This window comes from Comamonas sp. E6 (assembly GCF_001010305.1).
Taxonomy (GTDB): Bacteria; Pseudomonadota; Gammaproteobacteria; order Burkholderiales; family Burkholderiaceae_C; genus Comamonas; species Comamonas thiooxydans.
The window spans coordinates 47,661-71,870 of the sequence record NZ_BBXH01000021.1 but is presented as its reverse complement, the minus strand read 5'-3'; the positions used below and the strand labels follow the sequence as shown (position 1 = coordinate 71,870).

The following is a 24,210-nucleotide window of genomic DNA, read 5'->3' as shown; positions in this document are numbered from 1 at the left end:
TCGTAGGAAAAGCCCTGGCAAGATGCTGTGCGCAATGTGCACAAACCGTTTGACGAATCGTGCACGCGACCTAGGGTTTGCACTAGTTTGAATGCACTGTGGGAGATTCTTCATGGCCTGAGCGCGAAAGTGCTCACTTACCGATAATTGTTGTACTTTGTCGGTACAGGCAGAGATAGATACAACGAGGAGTCAAGGCCCATGACCGCGCCCGTGGTACTGAGTACCGATGGTCTTCCCGAGAAGGAAACTGCACCAGCCTGGCAGGGCTGGATGGCGCAGCTGTTCTCGGGTCTGGATACGGATCTGTATGGCGACACCTGTTTTGACGGGCATCTGAGCGTGGCATACGCAGGCGATGTGATGCTCACCAAGCTGGATGCCGGGCGCCATCGCGTCATACGCGACAGCCACCGTCTGCGCGACAGCGAAGCGGCCTACCTCAAGATCGTGGCGCCCTGGAGTGGCCATGCCGAGGTGGAGCAATACGGCAGCAAGGCCTGCGTGAGCAATGGCAGCTGGGCCATCTATGACACCTCGCAGCCCTATGTGGTGGCCAACCCCCGGCACACGGAGCACCTGATCATGATGGTGCCCAAACAGAGCATTGCCGAGCGAGGCCTGCGTCTGGAAAACCTCATGGGTCGATCGGTGGGGGGCAGCGCCGGCATTGCGCGCATTGCTCTGCAGACCATGCGCAGCACTTACCAGGAACTGGACAATATGACGGCACCGCTGGCGCGCCGCGCCGGGGAGTTGCTGGTGGACATGGTGCATCTGTCCCTGCAGGCACTTGGCGGGCAGGCCACGGCGGTGACGCAAAAGCAGGCTCTGTACGACCGCATCTGCGAGCATGTGGCCTGCCATGTGCGCGACCCCGGGCTGTCGGTCGATCAGGTGGCCGAAGCCCTCAATTGCAGCCGTCGGCATCTGCACAATGCCTTTGCGGGGCGAGACCAGTCGCTGGGCGGCTTCATCCAGCAAAGCCGGCTGGAGCTTTGCATGCGGGAGCTGCATTCCCCGGCGCTCGCGCACCGCACCATTACAGAGATTGCCATGGGCTGTGGTTTTGGCAACAGCGCGCACTTCAGCCGTGCCTTCAAGGCCTATGCCGGCATGTCGCCGTCCGAGTTCAGAGCGCTCGGTCATTGATCTGTGCTGACCAGCGTTTTCGAGGCCTATAGGACAATGCAGTCCGTTGCTTAGAAAGCAGGACTGTATTCATGGACATCAATACGCCGCTCACCCTGCTGGGTGGGCTCACCGCCTCTCAATTCATGCGCCGCCACTGGCACAAAAAGCCCTTGCTGGTGCGTCAGGCCATCCCTGGCTTCAAGGCCCCGATTCCGCGCGCCCGACTGCTGGCCATGGCGGGCGAGGATGGTGTGGAGTCGCGCCTGATCCAGCAGCTCGAAGGCGACAACTGGAAGCTCAGCCACGGCCCGCTGTCCCGTCGCAGCCTGCCTGCATTGACCAAGCCGGGCTGGACCGTGCTGGTGCAGGGCGTGGACATGCATGACGCCAAGGCGCATGAGTTGCTGCAGCAATTCCGCTTTGTGCCCGAGGCGCGCCTCGATGATCTGATGATCAGCTTTGCCACCGATCAGGGGGGCGTAGGCCCGCATTTCGACAGCTATGACGTGTTTCTGCTGCAGGCCCAGGGCAAGCGCCGCTGGCGCATCGGTCGTCAAAAAGACCTGTCTCTGCAGCAGGGCAAGCCACTGAAAATCCTCTCCAATTTCGAGCCCGAGGAAGAGTTCGTTCTGGAGCCCGGCGACATGCTGTATCTGCCGCCCAAATGGGCGCATGACGGTGTGGCGGAAGGCGAATGCATGACGTATTCGATAGGCTTTCGCTCGCCCGATCGCAGCGAGCTGGGCCGCGAGTTGCTGCTGCGCATGTCGGACGAGCCCGACGAGCCCGAAACTCCGGTCATTTATCGCGACCCCAAGCAGGAGGCCGTGAGCAACCCGGCGCTGATTCCTGAAGGCATGTATGACTTTGCCCGCGAGGCACTGAAGAAGGCCATGGCCGAGCCGCTGGCGCTGGAGCGCGCGCTGGGCGAGTACCTGACCGACCCCAAGCCCAATGTCTGGTTCGAGCATGGCGATGAAAACGGCATGTTCGAGAGCGTTGTGCTGGATCGTCGCACGCGCATGATGTATGACGCCAAGCACATCTTCATCAATGGCGAAAGCTATCTGGCTGGCGGCCGCGATGCCACGTTGATGCGCAAGCTGGCAGACAGCCGAGCCCTGTCGCGCAAGGATCTGGCAACTGCCAGCGATGACGCGCTGGAGTTGCTGTCGTCGTGGTTTGATGCTGGCTGGGTTCGCTCCGGCGACTGAAACAGGGTGGACTTGTAACAGCGATCGTGCTAACTTACGGGTTTGTCCTCTGTGGCTCCTGCTGATTTCGCAGGCTTTGTGTAGGTTATGTAAATCTTTATCAAAGCTTTGTCAGGGATTTGACAGGAATAAATTTATGCTCCACAGTGTGGCTCAAGGCAAGCGTGGGCTTGCCCGATAAATGAGAACGCGCCGATTTGTGCAGAATTGTTTGGTTGCTGTCAGTGTTAGTCAGCAATGGGCAAAACTACCTATAATGCGGGCTGAGTCGAATTTATCGTTTGACCTGATCTGCCAGAGCGATCAATAGCTGCAAAAGGCTGACCGTAATGGCAATCTGCATACCGTCTGCTGAACCTACCATTTAGGAAACTGTCATGAAGAACTCTCTGATTCTGGCTACCGTGATCGCTGCTGCTGCTCTGGCTGCTTGCGGCAAGAAGGAAGAAGCTCCTGCTGCTCCCGCTCCTGCTGTGGAAGCTCCTGCTGCTCCCGCTCCTGCTGCTGAAGCTCCTGCTGCTCCCGCCGCTGACGCTGCTGCTCCTGCTGCTGACGCTCCTGCTGCCCCTGCCGCTGACGCTCCTGCTGCTCCTGCCGCTGACGCTCCTGCTGCTCCCGCCGCTGAAGCTCCTGCTGCCAAGTAATTCGCTGCATCAGCCAGCTTGAGGCCCAGGCCTCAAGCATGAAAAAACCGCACTCAGGTGCGGTTTTTTTACGTCTGGATTTCACAGCGGATTTTCGAGCCGCGGATGCTTGTCGGCATATGAGGTCTGTACCGATATCTGCACTTGGGCGGATTCTCGCGTGCAAGCGCGCCATGAGCATTGCAGCCCCCAAGCCGAAGTTCGATTCGTTCGGACATGAAAAAAGCCACCAGAGCGCAGTCCGGTGGCTTTTGCATGGGGGCAGCGCTCTTTACTTCAGATCATCGGTGATGATGCGCACGATGCGCTGGCCGTTGGCGGAGTTGTCCGGCTGGCCTTGCTCATTGAGCACGCTGACCTGGGACTTGTTGCCGTCACCCTTGACCTGGATCTGATACTTCTGAGGCGCGGCAGCTTCCTTGCCCTGGCTGAAGATCTTGCTGAAGAAGCCCTTGGACTCAGGCTTGGCGTTCGGGTCCACGTAGCGCACGTAGTAGAGGCCGCGGCTGCGGTCGCGGTCTTCCACGGTGAAGCCGGTGCGGTCCAGTGCCACGCCAACGCGGCGCCATGCGCGCTCAAAGCCTTCTTCCAGCTGCAGCGTGGGCACACCGTTGATGGTGTCCATGCGTGCGCTGGTCGAGGTGGTGGCTGCAGACTTGTCCGCCTTGGCAACGGCAGAGGCCTGCTCTTCGCTCACACCCAGCTTGACCATGATGCGGCGCAGGAATTCGGTTTCCAGTTCGGGATCGCGAGGACGCGGTTGCCAGATGGTGTTGTCCTTGCGCTCGCTGGTGTAGACCTCCTGCATGCCACGGTGGGTGACATAGATGCGGGTCTTGCCATCGGGCTCGCGCTCCAGGCGGGTGCGGAACTTGTCGCGCTCGCTGGTGGAGTAGAGCGAATCGAACACCTTGCCCAGGCTTTTTCGGATGATGTCCTGAGGCAGCTTGGCGCGGTTTTCGGCCCAGTCGGTCTCGAGAATGCCCAGCTGGCGGTCTTCCATCGCATAGATGAAGCCGTTTTCCAGCCAGAAGTCGCGAGTGGGCTCCCAGAGCTTGTCGGCTGCACGATCAACCACGAGCCAGTGCTCGGCACCGTCGCGCTCGATGCGGACGTCGCCAATCTTGTTGGCTGCGGTGTTGTTGTCGGCAGGCTTGGCGGCCTTGGCATTGGCCTGCATGGCAGCAGCGGATACCACGCCACCAGGGACGGTATAGCGCGAGTCTTGCGACAGCTGCGTCAGATCCGGAGGGACTTCAAGAGAGGGAGCTTGATTCTTGCCCGCGCTCTTGTAGTCGATCTTGGTCTCTTGGAACGTGGTCGTGCAGGCAGACAGGCCCAGCGCGATGCTGAGCAGGCTCAAACGTGCTGTTTGTTGTTTCACGCGGATTGTCCTTGGGTAGCGTTCAAGCTATGTGCGAAAAACCGCTAGCTTAGCGCAACTCGATCAGAGTACGCCAACTTTACGCAGAGCATCCTCAACAACTGCTTCGCATTGCTCGCTTAGCGGCGTCATGGGCAGGCGCATGGCGGGGCCGCACAAACCCATGCGGGCTGCTGCCCATTTCACGGGAATGGGATTGGCTTCGACAAACAGGCTCTTGTGAAGGGGCATGAGCTTGAACTGGATTTCCATGGCGCGCTTGGTATCGCCGGCCATGGCGGCCTTGCACAGCTCGCTCATCAGGCGGGGAGCGACGTTGGCCGTCACGCTGATGTTGCCGTGGCCGCCGCACAGCATCAGTGCCACGGCGGTGGGGTCGTCGCCGGAGTAGACGCCGAAGCCGGCAGGCACGTCACGGATCAGCCATTGAGCACGCTCGATGTTGCCGGTGGCTTCCTTGATGCCGATGATGCCGGGGATCTGGGCCAGGCGCAGCACGGTGTCATGCTGCATGTCCGCAACCGAGCGGCCGGGCACGTTGTACAGGACCACGGGCAGGTCGCCAGTGGCTTCGGCGATGGCCTTAAAGTGCTGGTACTGGCCTTCCTGTGTGGGCTTGTTGTAGTAGGGAACGACCTGCAGCTGGCTGTCGGCGCCCACCTTCTTGGCGTACTTGGCCAGCTCGATGGCTTCGTGCGTGCTGTTGGCACCGCAGCCGGCCATGATGGAGACGCGGCCGGCGGCCTGTTCCACGGCGACACGAATGATTTCGCAATGCTCTTCGACATTCACGGTGGGCGATTCACCGGTGGTGCCGACTACACCGATGCAGTTGGTACCTTCGGCCACATGCCAGTCGATGAGTTTGCGCAGCGACGGGTAGTCGACGCTACCGTCTTCGAGCATGGGCGTAATGAGGGCAACAATGCTGCCAGTGAGAGCAACGGAGGGTGATGTCATATCCGCAATCAGAAAACGGTAAAAATGAATTCTACAAACAGGGACAGGGTGCAGGCAGTGGTTTGCGATCAACAGTGTCTAGCAAAACTCTGTTTTTGTCGAAGTGTTGTTGATAAATGACGAAATGACGAAATATTTAATTTCTGTGCGTCATATTGTTCGTTGATCGTGGCTTTGTTTTGGACGGCATGGCTGCAATCTGGCGGCTTTGCAAGTCTTGCACCATGCGGTCCGGCCGTTTTCCTCAAAGCCTGCAGGCAGGCCCGGCGACCGTGGTTCCTGCCACGCCGGCATCGCTTCAGCTCGCGCTGTAGTTCCAGGCGCTGATATGGGCCTGCGCCAGCCGTTCCATGAAGTCCTCGGCATCTGCCGAGCGCACCACGGTCACGCGCAGGCTGTCGTCATCGGTGGCCAGCTTGATCAGGGCCAGCTGGCGGCCGGCCAGATGTTCGGCCATGTTCTCCAGGCCCGATTCAACACCGTCAGCGGGCGTGTCCCATTGCCAGTCATCGGTGCCTGGCAACCAGTGCGTGGCGGCAATGCCGTCGGCGTCCTTCCAGTCAAAGCGGGCGAACTGACCGGCAACGGCAAGCAGATGCACCCAGTACAGGGTTAGCGCGTTTTCACCAGCGGGCAGATGCATGACATCGGGGTCGATCTCGTCATCTTCGTCCCAGCCCATGTCGTCAGGATCAGGTGCCGCCACGCAGTCGCGCCATTGCTGAAGCAGTTCTGCGGCCCGGCTTTTGTCATTCAGGCAGAGGATGCGCGATATATCCTGCATCCAGGCCTCATCCTCTGCCTTTATCAGTTCCGCGCGGGTCATGGCCGTGGTTTCGGGGGTGTCGCCACCCAGGCCCTTGAACATGCCGCGCAGCGCATTGCGGTAGTCCTCCCAGGTTTCTCCGGTGCGGGTGATGCTGAAATCCTGGATGGAGAACATGACCAGTTCGGCCTCCGGCCCTTCGCCCACAAAGGTGAGCAGTTCATTTTTCTTGGGACTGCAGTTCAGCGGCGGGCACCAGATATCAGGGGCGGCCAGCAGCTTGCCTTTGGTGTTGAAGATGCGGGGCTCGCCTTTTTCGGTGATGGCCAGCAGCTTGCGGCCGGGAAATACCTTGGGGGGCGAGCTGCTGAAGCCGCGCTCTATGGTCTTGAACTGACAGGGGATGATTTCCTGGCCGCGGATGTCAATCACGCCTTCGAGGATGCGGTGCTCCTGTTCGCCCTGCTCGTTGACAAAGGGTTCCCGGACGCAGGCGACGGCCAGCTCTGTCTTGGCGCTGAAGTCGTTGATGTGCTCATAGCGGCCCGCATCAAACACAGGGTGGCCGTCGGGCTTGAGCAGCAGCTGGCGCGAGTCGCCAGAAGGGCCTTGTTCGGCACGGATGAATTCGTCCTGTTCCTCGTTGTAGTCGATGCTGCTGAGCCCTTCGTGCAGCAACGCGAGGCCGGGCAGATTGCGCAGGTCCTGCATGTTTTCCTGCCTCGGTGATCTGCAGGCCATCACCTGGGGAGTGACGGCATAGGCGTCGCGATAGCCCTCGGAGGGCGATACCAGCCAGATGCCGTTCAAATCCTTGATGCCGGACCTCGCGCCTTCGCCCGGCATGGTCTCGGGATAGTGCACGCTCAGATGCTTGCCTGAGACAAAAGTCATGCTCGCGCCTTCCAAGGGGCGCTGAAGCCAGCGGCCATAGGGCGTGACCATGCCCACGGGCCAGTGGTCGCGCTCGGCTTCGTTCTGTGGCTTCAGGCCCGTGCGCGGGTGCAGCTTGGGCATGACGTAATAGCTTTCGGTCGCTTCGTCCCAGGCGCCATGGTGGCGCGGCTCGTAGTGATCGGCCAGCCAGGCGGGCCAGTCTTCTTCGCTTTCCTGCTCGATGACCTCGGTGCGTGCAATGACCGAATCGCTCCACCATCCCAGATGGGATTGCGGTGCCCGCTTCAAGGCCTGCAGGGATTCGGGCAGCTCGCCGCCGCTGCAGCTCCATTGCCGGCATAGCTCGCGCTGGGCCTGCAAAAAGGTCGTGAACTGCGCTTCGTCAAAGTCATGCGGACATAGCGTGGCGCAGTCCAGCAGCAGCCACTGGCGCGTGCTGGTGCTGATGGTGTGATCGATGTGCTGCCATTGCTTCTTGACGGAGTCGGGCCAATGCGCTGGGCTTTTTGCGGGCAATGGCTCAATCACGCTCCTCAGCCATTGCCAGCGGGCCCGGACCTGCTCCATGGGGGCGGCCAGGGCCGAGAGGCTTTGCTTGTCCTGGTAGGCGCTGCAGGGAACCAGTTCGGGCAGATGCCGCGCATCGCCCAGCAGCACGCTGAACAGCAGCGGTGTGCTGCTGAACCATTCGGCCCAGCCGTCGCAGCTGCCGCCGGGTTCTGCGGGCCACTCTGTCGAGGGACTGGGGTGTTCGTCGTGGGCAAGCAGCAGGGCGTAGGCGGGCATGGCAGTCGGGCAGATGTGGATGCAGAAGAAGGGCGTCAGGCTTGAAGCAATGCGGCAGGCGCGGCCGGGCCACCGGGCCTGATGGCGGCAATGCGCTGAACCACGCGCTCGGGCTGGTGCAGGAGGCCGTGCTCGTAGGCGACGATGTTCCAGCCTGCGCAGACCTGCAGCAACTCGGCTGGCGCCAGCAGAAAGTCCGGGCGCGAGGGCTTGCCATAGGCCTCGTTGCCCTGGGCGAAGGTTTCGTAGAGCAGCACGCCTCCGGGCTTGACGCTGGCCAGAATCAGCGGCCACAGCGGTCGCCACAGATAGTTGGTGACGACCACGCCATCAAAGCTGCGCCCCGTCAGCGGCCAGGCACTGTTCTCGATGTCGGCGGTAATCGTCTCGGCGATATCCGCCACGGACCGGGTCGCTTCCGGCGCCTTGTCCACGCTGGTCAACACGTGATTCAAGGCCGAGAGGAAACGGGTGTGGCGGCCCATGCCGCAGGCCAGATCCAGCACAGAGCCCTGCGGGCGTACCAGATGGGCAAAGCGGGCAATCCAGGCGGAGGGCGCCGGCGCGCAGTGGCTGGCGGCAATCGCAGGAATGGCGGCGGGGGTGGGAGGCTGGGTGTTGCTGGTCATCTTGCGAAAACTATAGCAGTGCCCGCAGCCCTGTTCCTGCATGGCCTGCCGCAGCGTCAGATGTAGGCCGCCAGCTCAGTGTGGCTTCACATCGTCCTTGAGCGCGGCCAGGGCCATGTCTTCCACCATGCCCGGGGCGATCAGCTTGATGAAGCGACCCAGCTTGCCCTTGCCCGTCATTACCACCTCGCGCTGGCGGCGCCTCATGCCGTCGAGTATGAGGTGCGCGCATTCGGCCACCGTCATCGCGCCGTCTTCCTTGAGGCCGCTGACGCCTGCGGCCTCGCCTCTGGCGTTATAGCCGTGGTAGCGGATGCGCGTATCCACCACGCCGGGGTAGGCCGTGGTCACGCTCACGCCGGCGGGTTTGAGCTCGATGCGCAGGGCTTCGAAGAAGCCGGCCATGGCGAATTTGCTGGCGCTGTAGGCCGTGCGGCCCGGCACGCCTATCAGTCCTGCCAGCGAAGACACGGCGACGATGGAGCCCTGGCTGGTCTTGAGGTGCGGCAGCGCTGCATGGGTGCACCAGACGCTGCCCCAGAGGTTGATGCGCATCAATCTCTCATACCAGCCCAGGTCTTGTGCGCTGACCTGTTCAAAGAGCGCATGGGCCGAGATCCCGGCATTGTTGATCAGGGCGTCCAGCCCGCCAAACTGCTGCACGGCTGCGTCGATCAGCGCACGGCACTGGGCCTCTTCGCTCACATCGGTGGGAACTGTCAGCACCTGCGCCCCCAGGGCCCGGCATTGCTCTGCCACGGCTTGCAGATTGCCGGCATTGCGCGCGGCCAGCGTCAGCTGCAGCCTGCTCTGATGGGTTTGTGCCAGCTGTCGGGCCATTTCGGCGCCTATGCCGTCCGAGGCTCCGGTGATGATGATGCGGGTCATGCTCTCTCCCGGCCATGCCGCCCGGGCAGCTTGCCCAAGAGCTCAGAAGCAGGCCCAGACCTGGTCTGCCAGTGTGAGCATGAATTCCGGTTGCAGATACAGGGCAAACACCGCCAGCAGCAGCACGAGCACGGCACACCAGATGGAGATGCGTTGCCAGAGTTTGAGCTGCATGGTGGTGTCTCCGGTATCAGGCGGCGCTGGGCGCGCGGCGCACAATGGCTGCCTCGCGCACGGGCAGGTTGACGATGGCGGCAAAAATGCCCAGGGCAATCGAGATGTACCAGACCATATCGTAGTTGCCGTTGATATCGTAGAGATAGCCGCCCAGCCATACGCCCAGGAAGCTGCCGATCTGGTGGCTGAAAAAGACAAAGCCGCCCAGCATTGACAGATGCTGCACGCCGAAGATCTGGGCGATGGTGGCATTGGTCAGCGGAACGGTGGACAGCCACAGAAAGCCCATGGCGGCGCAGAAGGCATAGACCGACCAGGGCGACAGCGGTGCCAGCAAAAAGGCCACGGTGGCCACCGAGCGCAGACCGTAGATGCCCGACAGCAGGTAACGCTTGGGCAGCTTCTGGCCCAGATTGCCGGCCAGATAGGTGCCGAAGATATTGAACAGGCCGACCAGGGCCAGCGAATAGCTGGCCACATGGGGCGCCATGCCGAAGTCCTTCAGATAGCTGGGCATGTGCACGCCGATGAACATGACCTGGAAGCCGCAGACAAAGTAGCCCGCCATCAGCAGCAGAAAGCTGGGGTAGGTCCAGGCTTCCCTGAGCGCCTGGCCCACGGTCTGCTCGCGCTTGATGGGCGTGCTGCCGCCAAAGCCCGGCTCGCGCAGGCCGAAGGCCAGGGCGGCGATCAGCAGCGCGAACAGCGCCAGTATCAGCAAGGCATTGGACCAGCCGAACTGCGCGATCAGCTTGCCTTCCACGGGCACCATGAAGAACTGGCCGAACGATCCTGCTGCCGCGGCCACGCCCATGGCCCAACTGCGCCGCGCCACGGGAATCTGCCGGCCCAGCACGCCGTAGATCACGGCATAGGTGGTGCCGGCCTGGGCCGCGCCGATCAGCACGCCGGCGGTCAGCAAAAACACGGTGGCATCGGGAGACAGCGCCATGCCGGCCAGGCCCAGGGCATAGAGGATGGAGCCGCCGATCAGCACCTTGAAGGCGCCGATGCGATCGGCCAGCATGCCGACGAAGATGCCCAGGATGCCCCAGGACAGGTTCTGCACGGCAATGGCCAGGGAAAAGTTCTCGCGCGTCCAGCCCATCTCCTGGGTGATGGGTTGCAGCCACAGGCCGAAGCCGTGGCGAATGCCCATGGAGAGCGTGACGATGGCGCCACCGCACAGAAGAATCTGCGCCATGGACATGGGGGCTTGAGTTGTCTTTGTAGTCATGCCGTGTGTGCGAAAAAAGGCTTGGGGTGCGGTCAACTTGTCACTTTAACGAAACAAGCTGTTTTGCGCCTGCGCAGGCCGTCACATGCGTGGCAGGCTGGCCTGCCAGAATGCGTGACCGGCAAGCTGCGGCGCGGGAGCCGGAGCAGGGCGGAAGAAAGAAAAAGTGAGCGCCTTGCGCAATCCATGTAATGGATATGGATTTAAAACTATCCATAACGTATGAATGGCATGCGGTAGATGCTATTGTTTTAAGAGTATCCGCAGCGATGAAGACCCGGTAAAAACACGTTGCCAAGACAGATGTTCGGGCTTTGTGCAAGAGTATTGGGAGTAAACAACTGTGAATTTATCCAGCTCTCATCCGGAGAGGCCACTACAATCCGCCCCCATGGCAGTCAAACCGTCCAACGAATATTCCGAAGGCTCGATCCGCGTTCTCAAGGGTCTGGAGCCTGTCAAACAGCGTCCCGGCATGTATACGCGCACCGACAACCCCCTGCACATCCTGCAGGAGGTGATCGACAACGCGGCCGACGAGGCGCTTGCCGGCTACGGCAAGAAAATCAAGTTCACCATGCATGCCGACGGCTCCTACAGCGTGGAGGACGACGGCCGCGGCATTCCCTTCGGCCTGCACCCCGAGGAGAAGGCGCCCGTGGTGGAGCTGGTCTTCACGCGCTTGCACGCGGGCGGCAAGTTCGACAAGGGCAATGGCGGCGCCTACAGCTTCTCGGGCGGTCTGCACGGCGTGGGCGTCTCGGTGACGAATGCGCTGGCCACGCGCCTGGAGGTGCAGGTGCACCGCGACGGCCAGGTGGCCACGCTGGTGTTCTCGGGCGGCGATGTGATCGAGCCGCTCAAGGTGCGCCCTCTGCAGGCCGGCGAGCGCAAGCAGGGCACGACGGTGCGTGCCTGGCCCGATGCCAAATACTTCGAATCCTCGGCCCTGCCCATGGGCGAGCTGGTGCATCTGCTGCGCAGCAAGGCCGTGCTCATGCCCGGCGTGGCCGTTTCGCTGATCAACGAAAAGTCGCGTGACACCCAGAGCTGGCAGTTCAAGGGCGGTCTGCGCGACTATCTGGCGCAGAGCCTGCATGGCGAGCCCGTCATCCCCCTTTTCGAAGGCGAGGGCTTTGCCGACAAGAACAACGACAGCTTTGCCGAAGGCGAGGGCGCGGCCTGGTGCGTGGCCTTCACCGAAGACGGCGCGCCGCTGCGCGAAAGCTATGTCAACCTGATTCCGACCACGGCGGGTGGCACGCATGACAGCGGCCTGCGCGACGGCCTGTTCCAGGCCGTCAAGGCCTTCATCGACATGCACTCGCTGCTGCCCAAGGGCGTCAAGCTCATGCCCGACGACGTGTTTGCGCGCGCCAGCTATGTGCTCAATGCCAAGGTGCTGGACCCGCAGTTCCAGGGCCAGATCAAGGAGCGCCTGAACTCGCGCGATGCCGTGCGTCTGGTCTCGGGCTTTGTGCGCCCGGCGCTGGAGCTGTGGCTCAACGAGCATGTGGACTGGGGCAAGAAGCTGGCCGAGATCGCCATCAAGGCTGCCCAGACCCGCCAGAAGGCCGGCCAGAAGGTGGAAAAGCGCAAGGGCAGCGGCGTGGCCGTGTTGCCCGGCAAGCTGACCGATTGCGAGAGCAAGGACATAGCCGTCAACGAGGTGTTTCTGGTCGAGGGCGACTCTGCGGGCGGCAGCGCCAAGATGGGCCGCGACAAGGAAACCCAGGCCATCCTGCCGCTGCGCGGCAAGGTGCTCAACACCTGGGAGGTGGACCGCGACCGGCTGTTCGCCAACAACGAAATCCACGATATCTCGGTGGCGATCGGCGTGGACCCGCATGGCCCCAACGACGAGCCCGATCTGTCCGGCCTGCGCTACGGCAAGATCTGCATTCTCTCGGATGCGGACGTGGACGGCTCGCACATCCAGGTGCTGCTGCTGACGCTGTTCTTCAAGCATTTCCCCAAGCTCATCGAAGCCGGCCACATCCATGTGGCGCTGCCGCCGCTGTTCCGGGTGGACGTGCCGGCGCGCGGCAAGAAGCCGGCCATCAAGGTCTATGCGCTCGATGCGGGCGAGCTCGATGCCATCATCGAGAAATGCGCCAAGGACGGCGTGCCGCGCGAGAAATGCCAGGTCAGCCGCTTCAAGGGCCTGGGCGAGATGAATGCCGAACAGTTGTGGGAAACCACGCTGAACCCCGATACGCGTCGTCTGCTGCCGGTGCAGTTCATGAATCTGGACTTTGCACAGTCGGAGGCCGTGGTCACCAAGCTCATGGGCAAGGGCGAAGCCGCCGCCCGCCGCGAGCTGATGGAGCTGCATGGCGATGCCGTGGAGGTCGATATCTAGGCGGCGTTGCCAACGTCTGCACTAGTGCTCACCAGCGGTCGATGGAGCCAGCCATGCACAAGCCCATGTTCGATGCCTCACCCAGCCAGCCGCCCGCGCGCGGCGGGTTCGCGTCTGTGCGCTTGCGACGTGCGGTGGCAGCTGCCCTGCTGGCGGGCTCGGGCTGGCTGGCCCTGGCGCCGGCGGCGCATGCCGATCTCTGGGCCTATGTCGACGAATTCGGCGTCACGCACTTTGCGGCCGAGGCGCTGGACGAACGCTACAAGCTGTTCTTCAAGGGCGAGCTCTACGACAGCAGCCAGCCGGGTCTGCAGCTCAAGCAGGATTCGGCGGCCGAGGGGCTCAACGCCCGCACGCGCATGCAGAGCTTTTTCGAGGTCTCGCCGCGCTACAAGAGCGTGAGGCCGCATCTGCAGAAAGCGGCCGAGAGAACCGGCGTGGACTACGACCTGATCAAGGCCGTGATCGCCGTAGAGTCCGGCTTTGATGCCCAGGCCATCTCGCCCAAGGGCGCTGTCGGCCTGATGCAGCTGATGCCGGCCACGGCAGAGCGCTTTGGCGTGGCGGCCAGCAAAAAGCGCAGCATGCAGCAGCAACTGGCCGACCCGGCCGTGAACGTTCCTGCCGGCGCGCGCTATCTGAGCTATCTGATGGACTTGTTCCCGGGCCGGCTCGATCTGGTGCTGGCCGCCTATAACGCGGGCGAAGGTGCGGTGCAGAAATTCGGCAAGGCGATTCCGCCCTACAAAGAAACAATGAATTACGTCAAGGCCGTCACCGGCATCTACGAGCAGCTGCAGGCAGCCCGGCCCCTGAGCGGCCGGCTGGGTGCGGCAGGCTCGGCTGGCCGCGGCGGCTCCCGCATACGCATGACTCTGCCGGGCGCGGCCTCTGCGGCCGCGGACGCGCAAATACCTTGAGTCGCCGGATCGGCGCAATTTGGAAAATCACAAAGAATTCATGAGCGATCAAACCACACTGGATTTGTCTCAACAAGCCGCTGGCGATGCACTGGACCTGGGTCAATACGCACAGCGCGCCTATCTCGAATACGCTTTGTCGGTGGTCAAGGGCCGTGCCCTGCCCGATGTCAGCGATGGCCTCAAGCCCGTGCAGCGCCGCATCCTCTATGCCATGGACCGCATGGGTCTGGGCTATAGCGGCCCGAATGGCAATACGGCGGCCAAGCCGGTCAAGAGCGCCCGTGTCGTCGGCGACGTGCTGGGCCGCTTTCACCCGCATGGCGACCAGTCGGCCTACGACGCACTGGTGCGCATGGCCCAGGACTTCAACCAGCGCTACCCGCTGGTCGACGGCCAGGGCAACTTCGGCAGCCGCGACGGCGACGGCGCAGCGGCCATGCGTTACACCGAGGCGCGCCTGTCCAAGATCACCGGCCTGCTGCTCGACGAAATCGATATGGGCACGGTGGACTTTGTGCCCAACTACGACGGCAGCACCCAGGAGCCCAAGCAGCTTCCGGCGCGCCTGCCGTTCTCGCTGCTCAATGGCGCCAGCGGCATTGCCGTGGGTCTGGCAACGGAAATCCCGAGCCACAATCTGCCCGAGGTGGCGGCGGCCTGCGTGGCCTTGATCAAGAAGCCGCAGCTGCCCGAGGAAGAGCTGCTGGCGCTGATTCCCGGCCCCGACTATCCGGGCGGCGGCCAGATCATTTCATCGAGCAGCGATATTGCCGATGCCTATCGCACGGGCCGTGGCAGTCTCAAGGTGCGTGCGCGCTGGAAGATCGAAGAGCTGGCACGCGGCCAGTGGCAGCTGGTGGTGACCGAGCTGCCGCCCGGCGTGTCGGCCCAGAAGGTGCTCGAAGAGATCGAGGACATCACCAACCCCAAGGTCAAGACCGGCAAGAAGGCGCTGAGCCAGGAGCAGACCCAGCTCAAGGCCAGCATGCTGGCCGTGCTGGACTGCGTGCGTGACGAGTCGAGCAAGGATGCGCCGGTGCGCATCGTGTTCGAACCCAAGACCGGCAAGATTCCCCAGTCGGAGCTGATCACGGCGCTGCTGGCCCACACCAGCCTGGAGTCTTCGAGCTCGATCAATCTGACCAGCATCGGCCTCGATGGCCGCCCGGTGCAGAAGTCGCTGCGCCAGATGCTGGAGGAATGGATTGCCTTCCGTTTCCAGACCGTGACGCGACGCAGCCAGCATCGTCTGGAGAAGGTGCTGGATCGCATCCACATCCTCGAAGGCCGTCAGGCCGTGCTGCTCAATATCGACAAGGTTATTGCCATCATCCGCGCCAGCGATGAACCCAAGCAGGCCCTGATCGACGCCTTCAATCTTTCCGAGCGTCAGGCCGAGGACATTCTTGAAATCCGTCTGCGTCAATTGGCGCGCCTGGAGGCCATCAAGATCGAGCAGGAGCTCAAGGAGCTGCGCAGCGAGCAGGGCAAGCTGGAAGACATCCTGGGCAGCGAGGCGACCATGCGCCGCCTGATCTGCAAGGAAATCGAGGCCGATGCCAAGACCTTCGGCGATGCCCGTCGCACGCTGATCCACGAGGAGAAAAAGGTGGTGGCCGAGGTCAAGGTGGTGGATGAACCTACGACCGTGATCATTTCCGAAAAGGGCTGGGTGCGCACGCGTCAAGGCCATGGCGTGGATGCGGGCACGCTGAGCTTCAAGGCAGGCGACAGCCTCTACGGCACGTTCGAGTGCCGCACGGTCGATCAGTTGCTGGCCTTTGGCAGCAACGGCCGGGTCTACTCGGTTCCGGTGTCGGCCCTGCCGGGCGGACGCGGCGACGGCCAGCCCGTGACGACGATGATCGAACTCGAAGCGGGTACCCAACTGCTGTACTACTTTGCCGGCAGCGAAAGCACGCAGCTGCTGCTGTCGGGCTCGGGCGCCTATGGCTTCACGGCGAGTGTGGGCGATATGGTCTCGCGCCAGAAGGCCGGCAAGGCCTTTGTCACGCTGGGCGAGGGCGAGACCCTGTGCGCACCTTCGGTGGTGCATGGCGTGCCCATGAATGCGCGTGCCGAATATGTGGAAGGCGGCGAGCAGGGCGCCGGTTTGCTCAACCCCGCCAGCCATGTGATCTGCGCCTCGGTGGGCGGTCGCATTCTGACCTTCGAGATCGCAGAGCTCAAGGCCATGCCCAAGGGCGGGCGCGGCCTGATGCTGATCAGCCTGGAAGACAAGGATCAGCTGGCCGGCGCGGCCGCCTATACGCGCAGCATCCGCCTGGATGGCGTGGGGCGCGGCGGCAAGGCGCGGACAGAGACGCTGGAGATCCGCAGCCTCAACAACGCCCGTGGCAACCGCGGCCGCAAGGGCAAGGCTGCCGACCTGGGCTTCAAGCCCCAGGCGGTGACGCGTGTGGAATAGGTGATCAGTACGCCCATGAAAAAACCGCGTCAGTTTTGCTGGAGCGGTTTTTTTTGATCGGGTTTGAAGAAGGAGTGGCAGAGAACGATCCGTGGCGGACGTTTGTGTCGAAGCCGTCAACGGTATCGCTTCGCTCTTTCTCAGAAATTGTCACGTATAGATCTTCGTTGCCGCAAATCTCTCGCGCAGCCATGTGGCCGCAGGCCCGCTGGGCCGCTGTTTGTGCCAAACCAGCTCCAAGGCCACTGGGTGCGCCCCTTCGTCGAATCGTAGCGCGGGCATGACGAGGTCCTTGGCGATAGGCGAGCGCGCGATGATGTGATCAGGGATCAGTGCCCAGCCAATTCCTTGCTTGAGGATTTGCAGGATGACCCAATGGCTTTCGACCCACCAGACCTCGGCAGCGACGCGAAGGCGGTGCTTTTCGGTTCCCTCGGACCTCAGGGTCACCATGATTTGGCGGTGACGCTTGAGTTCCTCCCAGTCGACAACGGTGTGCGCAAGCGGATGGTTGCTTCCGCAAACCAGTTTGAGCGGTACCCAGCCAATAGTGTGAAAGCCAAGTTCTGCGGGCAGCGATTCCTGGCGCCACATCACTCCGATATCCGCTTTTCCATCAAGAATCATGTTGCTGACATCCTCCATCATGGGGAACAGCAACTCCAGCTCGACATGGGGAAAGAGGCTCGCGAACTCGGCGAATAGCTCTCCCTGCACATGCTCCGGGTAGAGCTCGTCGATGGCTACGACAAGGCGCTTTTCAACATGCGCCTCGAAGCTCGCCGCAACCCCAATGAGGTGTTCGCGGCGATCGAGGATCAGCCTGGCCTCAGCCAGCAGGCGCTCGCCCGCGGCCGTCAACGAGGGGTTGCGCCCGGCACGGTCGAACAGCATCACCCCAAGATCCGTCTCCAGGTTGGAAACCTGGGTGCTGACGGCCGATTGCGCCTTGCGCAAAGCTCGTCCGGCGGCAGAAAACGATCCTTTTTCTGCCGCCGAGACGAATGCTTCCAGTTGATCCATGGATATGCTCATCTATCTGATTTTAAGATGGAAGATAACTTTTCATTATTTGATATCAAGATACATTGCACACCAATCAATGTGATTGGAGAAAAATGATGAAAACGCGCAGTCTTTCTGATCGGGTGCGGCACGCTTTGATGTTCGAGGCTATCGGGTTGATGATCATCATCCCGGCCTCGGCAGCCTTGTTCAACAAGCCCATGACGCACATGGGTGTGGTGGGTATCGGCTCTGCCACGATCGCGACGGTTTGGAATTTCACGTTCAACATCGGATTTGATCGCTGCATGCGGGAGATGTACGGCTACATTCGCAAGAGCTTCAAAGCACGCCTGCTGCACACTGTCTTGTTTGAGGCGGGACTGCTGCTGATTCTGCTGCCGTTGATAGCCTGGTATCTGAATATGACGCTACTCGATACGCTGGTGCTCGATCTGGCTATCGTCGTGTTCTATCTTGTTTACAACTTTGTGTTCAACGTCGCCTATGACCGCTTTTTCCCGGTCAGGGCAAATAGCCGCCCTCAGGTTGCTTCCAACTTGGGCGAGGCTTCATAGTTCACAGCCCGGCTTGGGCGCCAAGTCTCATGGAGGGGCTGGCTTCATGACGTGGTGCAGGTTTGAGTTGCAGTTACGGATTCCCCGCGCAATCCAGTGTCGGACTGAAGACTGAATTGGAACGCCCATCATGTCGCTTGGCTTGAGGGGTAGCCAGTCGCGCTATTCATCGAATGTCACAAGGCCTGCATCTGCAAGGCACCGAAGTCAATGTTCGAAGGTTTTCTATGAAATTCCAGAGCCGCTGGCTCACGCTTGGCGTGGTTTCAACGGCGTTGCTGCTCATCGTCATCGATATGACGGTGCTCTACACGGCGTTGCCGAGTCTGGCGCAGGCCCTGCACACCACGGCTTCGGAAAAGCTGTGGATTCTCAATGCCTACTCTTTGGTGATGGCCGGATTGATGCCTGCCATGGGTGCCTTGGGCGATCGCCTGGGCCACCGGGCGGTCTTTATCAGTGGCATGGCTCTGTTTGGACTGGCCTCCGTGATTGCAGCATTTGCTCCCAGCGCCGCTGTATTGATCGCTGCTCGTGCATTGCTTGCCATTGGCGGTGCAGCCATGATGCCGGCCACGATTGCCATTGTTCGTACCACCTTCCACGACCCCAAAGAACTGGCTTTTGCCATTGGTGTCTGGGCGTCTGTGGCCTCTGGTGGCGCTGCGGTGGGCCCGGTTTTGGGTGGAGTCTTGCTGGAGCATTTTTGGTGGGGTTCGGTTTTTCTGATCAACGTCCCAGTCATTGCTGTGGCTGCAGTGCTGGCCTGGTGGCTGGTTCCCAAGAGCGCGGGGAATGCGAGCGTCACCATCGACTTGCATAGCTGCTGGCAAAGCACGCTTGGCATCATTGCACTGGCTTATGGCATCAAGGAATTGGCCAGGCTCGATAGTCATGTGCTCCTGGCCTGGGGGGCTTTGCTTGCGGGAGCTGTGACATTGACAGTCTTTGTGCGACGTCAACTCCGGCTGCCTCAACCATTGATTGATTTCAGCTTGCTTTCAGTCACCCCCATAGCCATGGGTATTCTTATCGCGCTCGTGGCGTCAATGATGCTGATCGGCTTTGAGTTGGTGCTCAGTCAGAGGCTGCAGTTGGTTCTGGGAAAAAGTCCTCTTGAGGCAGGAGCATCTGTTCTGCCTATCTCCTTGGGGTCTTTCTTCGCAGGACCATTGGCGGGGATATTGATTGGACGCATTGGCGGTCCGCGTGTCATTGCTGCCGGCCTGGTCATGTGTGCCTCAGGCATCTGGGGATATCTTGGCTTGAACGAGGCAGGCGCATTGTGGCAAGTGGGGGTCCTGGCCTTGTGCGGTGTGGGAATAGGCTTCAGCCTGACCGCCTCCAGCGCGCTGGTAATGACGAATGTGTCAGAAGACCGCGCAGGCATGGCGGGGTCTGTAGAAGGCGTGGCCTATGAGTTTGGAGGAGGGTTGGGGGTGACTATTTTTGGCTCCCTGATGACCGCGGTCTACGTCGCGCATGTACGACACGGCGGTATAGAGGCCATGGCTGGCAGCGGCCTGGACGAGGCGTACCGAAATACCCAGCAAGGCATCCAATCTCCAGCCGTTTTACAAAGCGCAATGCAAGCGTTTGAAGCGTCTTTTGCCGCGGTTAGCGGTGTTGTCATCGCGTTGCTTTTTTCTCTCGCGCTAGTCGTTTTGGTGCTGGCTCGTCATTTACCCAAGCAGCAGACGGGCGGCTGACTCCAGGCAATAGGCAGGATTTTGAGGTTGCTCTGCTTTTGCAACAGCGCGCCGCAGCTTTGGTCCAAAGCTGTCGTTTCATAAAGTACGCGTGCGGCGGCTTTGGGGCGCCGAACGGCGACAGTCAAAATCTATGCCAAAGCAGCCCGCCTCGCTGACTCCGTTTCGGCCGCCAGGGATTAATGCTCACAGCAGGAAATTCGATTTCGACCTGGGTTGAGGCTTAGCTCGCTCCAGTCCCCGAAGGCCTGTTGATGCAAAGAGCTTTGGCAAAGCTCTTGCGCCCATTCACTGCGCTGGCACAGGCAATGCCGTGAAGGTTTGCGCTGGGGCTATTATCTGGTCGCGGCAGGCGACCAGGGGCAGGTCGCGCTGTCCCGATTCGGTGCGAGAGACCAGGGCATACAAGGTGCGCACGGCCCTGGACACGGCATCGGGCACGGCGCGCCCTTGAATCAGATGGCCCAGCAGAACGGCCGAGAACACATCGCCCATGCCGTTGGGCAGAGGGTGCAGGTCGATATAGGGCGTCTGTACCAGCCAGGACTTGTCGGCAGTCACGGCCAGCGTGGCCAGTTGGTCGGCAGGCAGATCGTCGGTGCGCAGGCTGGTGATGACGATCAGGGCCGATGGGCTGTGATGCAGTTGCGTCAGCATGGCTCGGGCCGCCTGGGTGGCCGCTTCCACGGTGCTCAGCGGCTGGCCGCCGCACAGCAGCTCGAACTCATAATGGTTGGGCGTGATGACGCTGGCCTGGGACAGCGCGCGCTTGCGCAGAAAGTCCGGGATGCCGGGGCGCACGAACACGCCGCGCCCCACATCGCCCATGACCGGGTCGCACAGATAGTGTGCCTTGGGCTGGGCGGCGCGCACCTCCTGCACGGCGGCCAGAATGGCTTCGCCCACACCGGCATCGCCCAGATAGCCCGAGAGCACGGCCGTGCAGCGCGCCAGCACGCCGCGGGCGCGCAGGCCGTCCAGCACATCCTGTACATGGGCCGGAGTGAAGACCTGGCCCTTGAATTCGCCGTAGCCCGTGTGGTTGGAGAACTGCACCGTATGCACGGCCACGGGTTCTATGCCCAGCAGTTGCAGCGGCAGCATGGCGGCGTCGTTGCCCACATGGCCGTAGGCGACATGGGATTGAATGCTGAGAACCAGCGGGGGTGCCTGCGTGCTGGGCATGAGGGCTCTTTCGTGAGTGATCGAGATGCTTGCGGCAAGCATCGCGCTGCAAAGATAAAGTGAGCTGCTTGCGCTTGTCAGTCAATCAATTCAGATGGTTTTGTATCTGAAATCTATGAATGGCAAGCGGTATTAGCTCACTTTATGTGAGTGAGCGGAAGTCTTAGCCCAGCTCTGCCATCAGCTCGATTTCCACGCAGCAGCCCAGGGGGATCTGGGCCACGCCGAAGGCGCTGCGGGCGTGCTTGCCGGCTTCGCCGAAGACTTCGCCCAGCAGTTCGCTGCAGCCATTGGTGACCAGATGCTGCTCGGTATAGCTGGTGCTGGAATTGACCAGGCTCATGACTTTGACGATGCGCTTGACGCGATTCAGATCGCCGCCGCAGGCATGCTGCAGCGTGCCCATCAGATCCACGGCCACGGCGCGGGCTGCCTGCTTGCCTTCTTCGGTCGTCATGTTCTCGCCCAGCTTGCCGACCCAGGGCTGGCCGTTCTGCTTGGCGATATGGCCGCTGAGGAACACCAGATTGCCGGTCTGCATATAGGGCAGGTAGGCGGCTGCAGGCATGGCCACTTCGGGCAAGGTGATGTTCAGGGCTTTGAGTTTTTCATAGACGCTCATGACGGCTCCAAAAAGTGCGAGGCTAAGGATCGACAAGTTTGACACAGCAGCGGGCCCGGGCATGGATCGCCTTGGCACAGTGGCCATAGCTTTTGAATTGATAGCTGCTCGCACAATGAGAGCAAATGTTTGATGCTGTTTTGATGTCCGAGACAGGGCAGGGATAGTCGCAATGCTGGGCCTGGTCGCTCCCTCCTAGCATGGCAGCATGCCGCTCCATCAGACTCCAAGCTCTCAGCGTCGCCGCCTGTCGTGGCTGGCGCCGCTCTGGGGTTGTGTGCTGGGCGCTGCATGGCAGGTGACCCAGGCCAGGCTGTGGCATCTGTCGCTCTACCAGATCTTGCTGGCTTGGGGTTTGCTGACACTGCTGTTTGCAAGCAGATGGCGTGGCAGGTCCTGGCAGAGCTGGTGGCTGATGCTGTTGGGTGCTGCCTGCTGTGTAGCGGGGCTGACGGGTTGGCGTGCACATGTTTATCTGACGCAGACCCTGCCACAGGCGCTGGAGGCGGTGGACTTGCAGGTGGAAGGCCGGATTGCCTCCATGCTGCAGAACCAGGCCAACGGCCAGCGCTGGCGTTTTGTGGTCGATAGTTCGGATGCCGGCGTGCCAAGGCTGCTGGAGCTGTCCTGGTATGGCCCGTTCGGGCAGGTGCCGAATGCCAACCAGCCTCTCGTGCCTGACTGGGCCAAAGGCGTGGCGCTGAGTCCCGGACAGCGTTGGCGCTTCACGGTGCGCGTCAAGCGCCCGCATGGCTCGCGCAATCCGCACGGCTTTGACTATGAGCTGCTGGCCTGGGAGCAAGGAGTGCAGGCCACAGGCTATGTGCGCAAGCAGCCCGCGCCCGAACTGCTGGCCGTGACAAGCCAATATCCGCTGCAGCGCTGGCGACAGGGCTTGCGCGATCGCATTCAGGGCGAGGCATTGCGCTTGCAGCGCTGGTTGCCAGGTGGCGGTGCAGAGCATGCTCAGACCGCTCTGGGTGTGGTGGCTGCGCTGGCCGTGGGCGATCAGCAGGCGATTGACCGCAAGGACTGGACCCTGTTCCGTCAGACAGGTGTGGCGCATCTGATGAGCATATCGGGCCTGCATATCACGAGTTGCGCTCCCCCTCTTCGGGGAATGCGTCCAGCATCGCATTGAGCATTGCTTTTGCTTCTGCTTGGTGTTTGTCGCTGTCGCTCAGAGTTGCTGCAAGTCCTTCGATAACTGCTCGCGTGGGGTCTATGCCAGCAATGAGTGCGATGCGTATGCGGTTCTCGACAGTGCAGGGCTTCAGGCCTTGTTTCATGTCGCTCAAGTAGTTCTCACCAATGCCCAGTGTTTTAGCTAGGGCTCGTTGGCTGCCTTCTTTCTCTGCGGCCAACTCGATAGCTTTATTCAATTGCATAGTTACTCCAAAAAATTAGTAAATCGTGTTATCTTTTGTCACCACTAGAAATTAGTAACACTACTTTTTGGTGGTGTCCATAGTTTGCCCCATCTGCAGGGGATACACGCCATAGGAGGCCACATGCAGCATTCATCCGTAGTTCAAATTCTCAAGGTCAATGATCCCCGTTCTGGCACGGGCAAGAACGGCAAAGCTTGGACGATGCAAGAGGCTGAATGCATCTTGCTGGATGCTGATGGTGCGGTGTCGCAGGTGGGCGTCTTGGACGTTCCCAAGGACATGATTGGCAACATCGTGCCCGGTACCTATACGGCAACTTTCTCTCTGGCTGCTCATTACCAGACCCGAAAAATCGAGTCTCGGCTCACGAACCTGACCCGTCTGCCCAACAAGCAAGAGCGTGCTGCGGCCGCAGACAAGGCCTGACCATGGTCACGCTCACCCCTGAACAGTTTGAGCACTTCATCCGCGTGATGATCCTCGTCGCGCTGCTGGGTGGTTTGGTGGGTGCTGTTATCTGGGACCTGATACAAGCCTCCGGGCTTGGGATGGTCTCAGGTATCGGCTACTTGTTTGACCGTCATAAGCGCATCAAGGCTGCTCGTGCTCGCGCAACTGCTCCGGCTGTGGCGGTAATGCCTGCTCCTGGTGCTCCTGACCCTAGTGACCCTCCGGGCCATTACTGCACTGAAAACTACTCGACTCATGAGTGGGTAGGTGGCGTCTGCGTTACCTGCGGTGGTCGCGCTGATTGGGGGCGTGCCTCGTGACCGACCAGGTCATCCAATGCACTCAAGCCTGCACGATCACCGTGCAGCATGAATTTGTCCTTCCCGTGCTCAATCTGACCGCGGAAGAAGGCGCAGCAATCAGCGGTGCCGTCCTGCTGGTCTGGGCTGCTGGGTGGGCCTTTCGTGTGCTCATTCAAACGCTCAGAGATACCGACGGAAATCATCAATCTGAGGAGTGAAAACCATGTTCCATCAAACCCGTTCCATCGCCCGTCGTTACGGCTCCAGCGCTGTTGTTGCTGCTGGTGCCTTGGCTGCCGCATCGGCTGCTAATGCCGCTGCTGTGGATGTGGCTGGTGTCGTGACTGACATCGGTGCGCAAGCTGCGCCCATCGGCCTGATCGGTGCTGCTGTGCTGCTGATCTATGTGGGGGTGAAGGCCTTCCGCTGGGTGCGTTCCGCGCTGTCCTGATCGGGGGCTAACTCCGCAGACCGGCCGGCTGCGGGGCTTTCGCAAAGCGTCAACGGTGGTGCTTTGCAAAAGCTGAGGGGGGTTACAT

The 24,210-nt window shown here is 61.3% G+C and carries 24 protein-coding genes; 13 read left to right on the top strand and 11 right to left on the bottom strand.

From position 1 onward, the window contains the following. Positions 1-201: 201 nt before the first annotated feature. From CSE6_RS18655 to CSE6_RS18645, 3 genes are all read left to right on the top strand, one after another. Complete coding sequence (locus CSE6_RS18655; RefSeq protein ID WP_034378841.1) at positions 202-1,152, top strand: helix-turn-helix domain-containing protein; 951 nt, start codon at positions 202-204, stop codon at positions 1,150-1,152. Between the two features lie 71 nt (positions 1,153-1,223). After that, positions 1,224-2,348, top strand: a complete 1,125-nt coding sequence (locus tag CSE6_RS18650) for a JmjC domain-containing protein (protein WP_034378842.1) — start codon at positions 1,224-1,226, stop codon at positions 2,346-2,348. Positions 2,349-2,725: 377 nt separating this feature from the next. Then, entirely contained in the window at positions 2,726-2,992 is a 267-nt protein-coding gene (locus tag CSE6_RS18645) for a hypothetical protein (RefSeq protein WP_034359978.1), read from the top strand. Positions 2,993-3,263: 271 nt separating this feature from the next. Here CSE6_RS18645 and bamC read toward each other — a convergent pair whose 3' ends face one another. The 7 genes from bamC to CSE6_RS18615 form a co-directional block, all read right to left on the bottom strand. Continuing rightward, a complete protein-coding gene (gene bamC, locus CSE6_RS18640; RefSeq protein ID WP_034359980.1) occupies positions 3,264-4,376 on the bottom strand; it encodes an outer membrane protein assembly factor BamC in 1,113 nt (370 codons plus the stop codon). A gap of 63 nt (positions 4,377-4,439) precedes the next feature. Next, on the bottom strand, positions 4,440-5,336 hold the full coding sequence (gene dapA, locus CSE6_RS18635) for a 4-hydroxy-tetrahydrodipicolinate synthase (RefSeq protein ID WP_003064577.1): 897 nt from the start codon (positions 5,334-5,336) through the stop codon (positions 4,440-4,442). Between the two features lie 298 nt (positions 5,337-5,634). Then, positions 5,635-7,785 carry a hypothetical protein gene (locus CSE6_RS18630; RefSeq protein WP_059441211.1) on the bottom strand — a complete coding sequence of 717 codons (2,151 nt, stop codon included), beginning with the start codon at positions 7,783-7,785 and terminating at the stop codon, positions 5,635-5,637. Between the two features lie 35 nt (positions 7,786-7,820). After that, positions 7,821-8,456 carry a bifunctional 2-polyprenyl-6-hydroxyphenol methylase/3-demethylubiquinol 3-O-methyltransferase UbiG gene (locus CSE6_RS18625; protein WP_045838286.1) on the bottom strand — a complete coding sequence of 212 codons (636 nt, stop codon included), beginning with the start codon at positions 8,454-8,456 and terminating at the stop codon, positions 7,821-7,823. A gap of 33 nt (positions 8,457-8,489) precedes the next feature. Next, on the bottom strand, positions 8,490-9,302 hold the full coding sequence (locus CSE6_RS18620) for an SDR family oxidoreductase (protein WP_059441210.1): 813 nt from the start codon (positions 9,300-9,302) through the stop codon (positions 8,490-8,492). A 42-nt stretch (positions 9,303-9,344) separates the two neighbouring features. Continuing rightward, on the bottom strand, positions 9,345-9,476 hold the full coding sequence (locus CSE6_RS26740) for a hypothetical protein (protein ID WP_003057673.1): 132 nt from the start codon (positions 9,474-9,476) through the stop codon (positions 9,345-9,347). Between the two features lie 16 nt (positions 9,477-9,492). After that, positions 9,493-10,689, bottom strand: coding sequence for an MFS transporter (locus tag CSE6_RS18615; protein WP_034392076.1), 1,197 nt, complete (start codon positions 10,687-10,689; stop codon positions 9,493-9,495). Positions 10,690-11,107: 418 nt separating this feature from the next. Between CSE6_RS18615 and CSE6_RS18610 the strand changes: the two genes are divergently transcribed. The 3 genes from CSE6_RS18610 to parC are packed head-to-tail and all read left to right on the top strand — an operon-like array spanning position 11,108 to position 16,429. Continuing rightward, the gene (locus tag CSE6_RS18610; RefSeq protein WP_003064589.1) at positions 11,108-13,078 is read left to right on the top strand and encodes a DNA topoisomerase IV subunit B; all 1,971 of its coding nucleotides are present in this window, start codon (positions 11,108-11,110) and stop codon (positions 13,076-13,078) included. A 53-nt stretch (positions 13,079-13,131) separates the two neighbouring features. Continuing rightward, positions 13,132-13,998, top strand: a complete 867-nt coding sequence (locus CSE6_RS18605) for a lytic transglycosylase domain-containing protein (RefSeq protein ID WP_059441240.1) — start codon at positions 13,132-13,134, stop codon at positions 13,996-13,998. 40 nt (positions 13,999-14,038) lie between these two features. Further along, positions 14,039-16,429, top strand: a complete 2,391-nt coding sequence (gene parC / locus CSE6_RS18600) for a DNA topoisomerase IV subunit A (RefSeq protein WP_034359990.1) — start codon at positions 14,039-14,041, stop codon at positions 16,427-16,429. Positions 16,430-16,579: 150 nt separating this feature from the next. Here the strand turns inward: parC and CSE6_RS18595 are convergent, their stop codons facing one another. Then, positions 16,580-17,464, bottom strand: a complete 885-nt coding sequence (locus CSE6_RS18595) for a LysR family transcriptional regulator (protein ID WP_034359992.1) — start codon at positions 17,462-17,464, stop codon at positions 16,580-16,582. 83 nt (positions 17,465-17,547) lie between these two features. Between CSE6_RS18595 and CSE6_RS18590 the strand changes: the two genes are divergently transcribed. Both CSE6_RS18590 and CSE6_RS18585 read left to right on the top strand, forming a co-directional pair. After that, positions 17,548-18,012, top strand: coding sequence for a PACE efflux transporter (locus CSE6_RS18590; protein ID WP_238585741.1), 465 nt, complete (start codon positions 17,548-17,550; stop codon positions 18,010-18,012). 227 nt (positions 18,013-18,239) lie between these two features. Further along, complete coding sequence (locus CSE6_RS18585; RefSeq protein ID WP_059441209.1) at positions 18,240-19,721, top strand: MFS transporter; 1,482 nt, start codon at positions 18,240-18,242, stop codon at positions 19,719-19,721. Between the two features lie 288 nt (positions 19,722-20,009). On the opposite strand, the gene pdxY is transcribed toward CSE6_RS18585, so the two are convergent. Further along, the gene (gene pdxY / locus CSE6_RS18580; RefSeq protein ID WP_059441238.1) at positions 20,010-20,906 is read right to left on the bottom strand and encodes a pyridoxal kinase PdxY; all 897 of its coding nucleotides are present in this window, start codon (positions 20,904-20,906) and stop codon (positions 20,010-20,012) included. Between the two features lie 163 nt (positions 20,907-21,069). Beyond that, on the bottom strand, positions 21,070-21,528 hold the full coding sequence (locus CSE6_RS18575; RefSeq protein ID WP_003064600.1) for a RidA family protein: 459 nt from the start codon (positions 21,526-21,528) through the stop codon (positions 21,070-21,072). Between the two features lie 208 nt (positions 21,529-21,736). On the opposite strand from CSE6_RS18575, the gene CSE6_RS18570 reads away from it, so the two are divergent. Further along, complete coding sequence (locus tag CSE6_RS18570) at positions 21,737-22,669, top strand: ComEC/Rec2 family competence protein (RefSeq protein WP_238585740.1); 933 nt, start codon at positions 21,737-21,739, stop codon at positions 22,667-22,669. Here CSE6_RS18570 and CSE6_RS18565 read toward each other — a convergent pair. Then, a complete protein-coding gene (locus CSE6_RS18565) occupies positions 22,620-22,916 on the bottom strand; it encodes a hypothetical protein (protein ID WP_059441208.1) in 297 nt (98 codons plus the stop codon). The two genes, CSE6_RS18570 and CSE6_RS18565, sit on opposite strands and share 50 nt — an antisense overlap. Positions 22,917-23,039: 123 nt before the next feature. On the opposite strand from CSE6_RS18565, the gene CSE6_RS18560 reads away from it, so the two are divergent. Genes CSE6_RS18560 through CSE6_RS18545 form a run of 4 tightly spaced genes read left to right on the top strand, consistent with a single transcriptional unit; the run spans position 23,040 to position 24,122 of the window. Continuing rightward, entirely contained in the window at positions 23,040-23,345 is a 306-nt protein-coding gene (locus CSE6_RS18560; RefSeq protein ID WP_059441207.1) for a hypothetical protein, read from the top strand. Between the two features lie 2 nt (positions 23,346-23,347). Continuing rightward, complete coding sequence (locus CSE6_RS18555) at positions 23,348-23,689, top strand: hypothetical protein (protein WP_059441206.1); 342 nt, start codon at positions 23,348-23,350, stop codon at positions 23,687-23,689. Beyond that, positions 23,686-23,889 (top strand): hypothetical protein, encoded by a 204-nt coding sequence (locus tag CSE6_RS18550; protein ID WP_059441205.1) that lies wholly within the window; start codon positions 23,686-23,688, stop codon positions 23,887-23,889. The genes CSE6_RS18555 and CSE6_RS18550 overlap by 4 nt, the downstream gene beginning before the upstream one ends. 5 nt (positions 23,890-23,894) lie before the next feature. After that, the gene (locus CSE6_RS18545) at positions 23,895-24,122 is read left to right on the top strand and encodes a major capsid protein (RefSeq protein ID WP_059441237.1); all 228 of its coding nucleotides are present in this window, start codon (positions 23,895-23,897) and stop codon (positions 24,120-24,122) included. Positions 24,123-24,210 lie beyond the last annotated feature (88 nt).

Bases quoted from the DNA above. Each gene is read 5' to 3' on its own strand.
- CSE6_RS18655 (WP_034378841.1), top strand. From the start codon at position 202: ATGACCGCGCCCGTGGTACTGAGTACCGATGGTCTTCCCGAGAAGGAA.
- CSE6_RS18650 (WP_034378842.1), top strand. From the start codon at position 1,224: ATGGACATCAATACGCCGCTCACCCTGCTGGGTGGGCTCACCGCCTCT.
- CSE6_RS18645 (WP_034359978.1), top strand. From the start codon at position 2,726: ATGAAGAACTCTCTGATTCTGGCTACCGTGATCGCTGCTGCTGCTCTG.
- dapA (WP_003064577.1), bottom strand. From the start codon at position 5,336: ATGACATCACCCTCCGTTGCTCTCACTGGCAGCATTGTTGCCCTCATT.
- CSE6_RS18630 (WP_059441211.1), bottom strand. From the start codon at position 7,785: ATGCCCGCCTACGCCCTGCTGCTTGCCCACGACGAACACCCCAGTCCC.
- CSE6_RS18625 (WP_045838286.1), bottom strand. From the start codon at position 8,456: ATGCAGGAACAGGGCTGCGGGCACTGCTATAGTTTTCGCAAGATGACC.
- CSE6_RS18620 (WP_059441210.1), bottom strand. From the start codon at position 9,302: ATGACCCGCATCATCATCACCGGAGCCTCGGACGGCATAGGCGCCGAA.
- CSE6_RS26740 (WP_003057673.1), bottom strand. From the start codon at position 9,476: ATGCAGCTCAAACTCTGGCAACGCATCTCCATCTGGTGTGCCGTGCTC.
- CSE6_RS18615 (WP_034392076.1), bottom strand. From the start codon at position 10,689: ATGTCCATGGCGCAGATTCTTCTGTGCGGTGGCGCCATCGTCACGCTC.
- CSE6_RS18610 (WP_003064589.1), top strand. From the start codon at position 11,108: ATGGCAGTCAAACCGTCCAACGAATATTCCGAAGGCTCGATCCGCGTT.
- CSE6_RS18605 (WP_059441240.1), top strand. From the start codon at position 13,132: ATGCACAAGCCCATGTTCGATGCCTCACCCAGCCAGCCGCCCGCGCGC.
- parC (WP_034359990.1), top strand. From the start codon at position 14,039: ATGAGCGATCAAACCACACTGGATTTGTCTCAACAAGCCGCTGGCGAT.
- CSE6_RS18595 (WP_034359992.1), bottom strand. From the start codon at position 17,464: ATGAGCATATCCATGGATCAACTGGAAGCATTCGTCTCGGCGGCAGAA.
- CSE6_RS18590 (WP_238585741.1), top strand. From the start codon at position 17,548: ATGATGAAAACGCGCAGTCTTTCTGATCGGGTGCGGCACGCTTTGATG.
- CSE6_RS18585 (WP_059441209.1), top strand. From the start codon at position 18,240: ATGAAATTCCAGAGCCGCTGGCTCACGCTTGGCGTGGTTTCAACGGCG.
- pdxY (WP_059441238.1), bottom strand. From the start codon at position 20,906: ATGCCCAGCACGCAGGCACCCCCGCTGGTTCTCAGCATTCAATCCCAT.
- CSE6_RS18575 (WP_003064600.1), bottom strand. From the start codon at position 21,528: ATGAGCGTCTATGAAAAACTCAAAGCCCTGAACATCACCTTGCCCGAA.
- CSE6_RS18570 (WP_238585740.1), top strand. From the start codon at position 21,737: ATGCCGCTCCATCAGACTCCAAGCTCTCAGCGTCGCCGCCTGTCGTGG.
- CSE6_RS18565 (WP_059441208.1), bottom strand. From the start codon at position 22,916: ATGCAATTGAATAAAGCTATCGAGTTGGCCGCAGAGAAAGAAGGCAGC.
- CSE6_RS18560 (WP_059441207.1), top strand. From the start codon at position 23,040: ATGCAGCATTCATCCGTAGTTCAAATTCTCAAGGTCAATGATCCCCGT.
- CSE6_RS18555 (WP_059441206.1), top strand. From the start codon at position 23,348: ATGGTCACGCTCACCCCTGAACAGTTTGAGCACTTCATCCGCGTGATG.
- CSE6_RS18545 (WP_059441237.1), top strand. From the start codon at position 23,895: ATGTTCCATCAAACCCGTTCCATCGCCCGTCGTTACGGCTCCAGCGCT.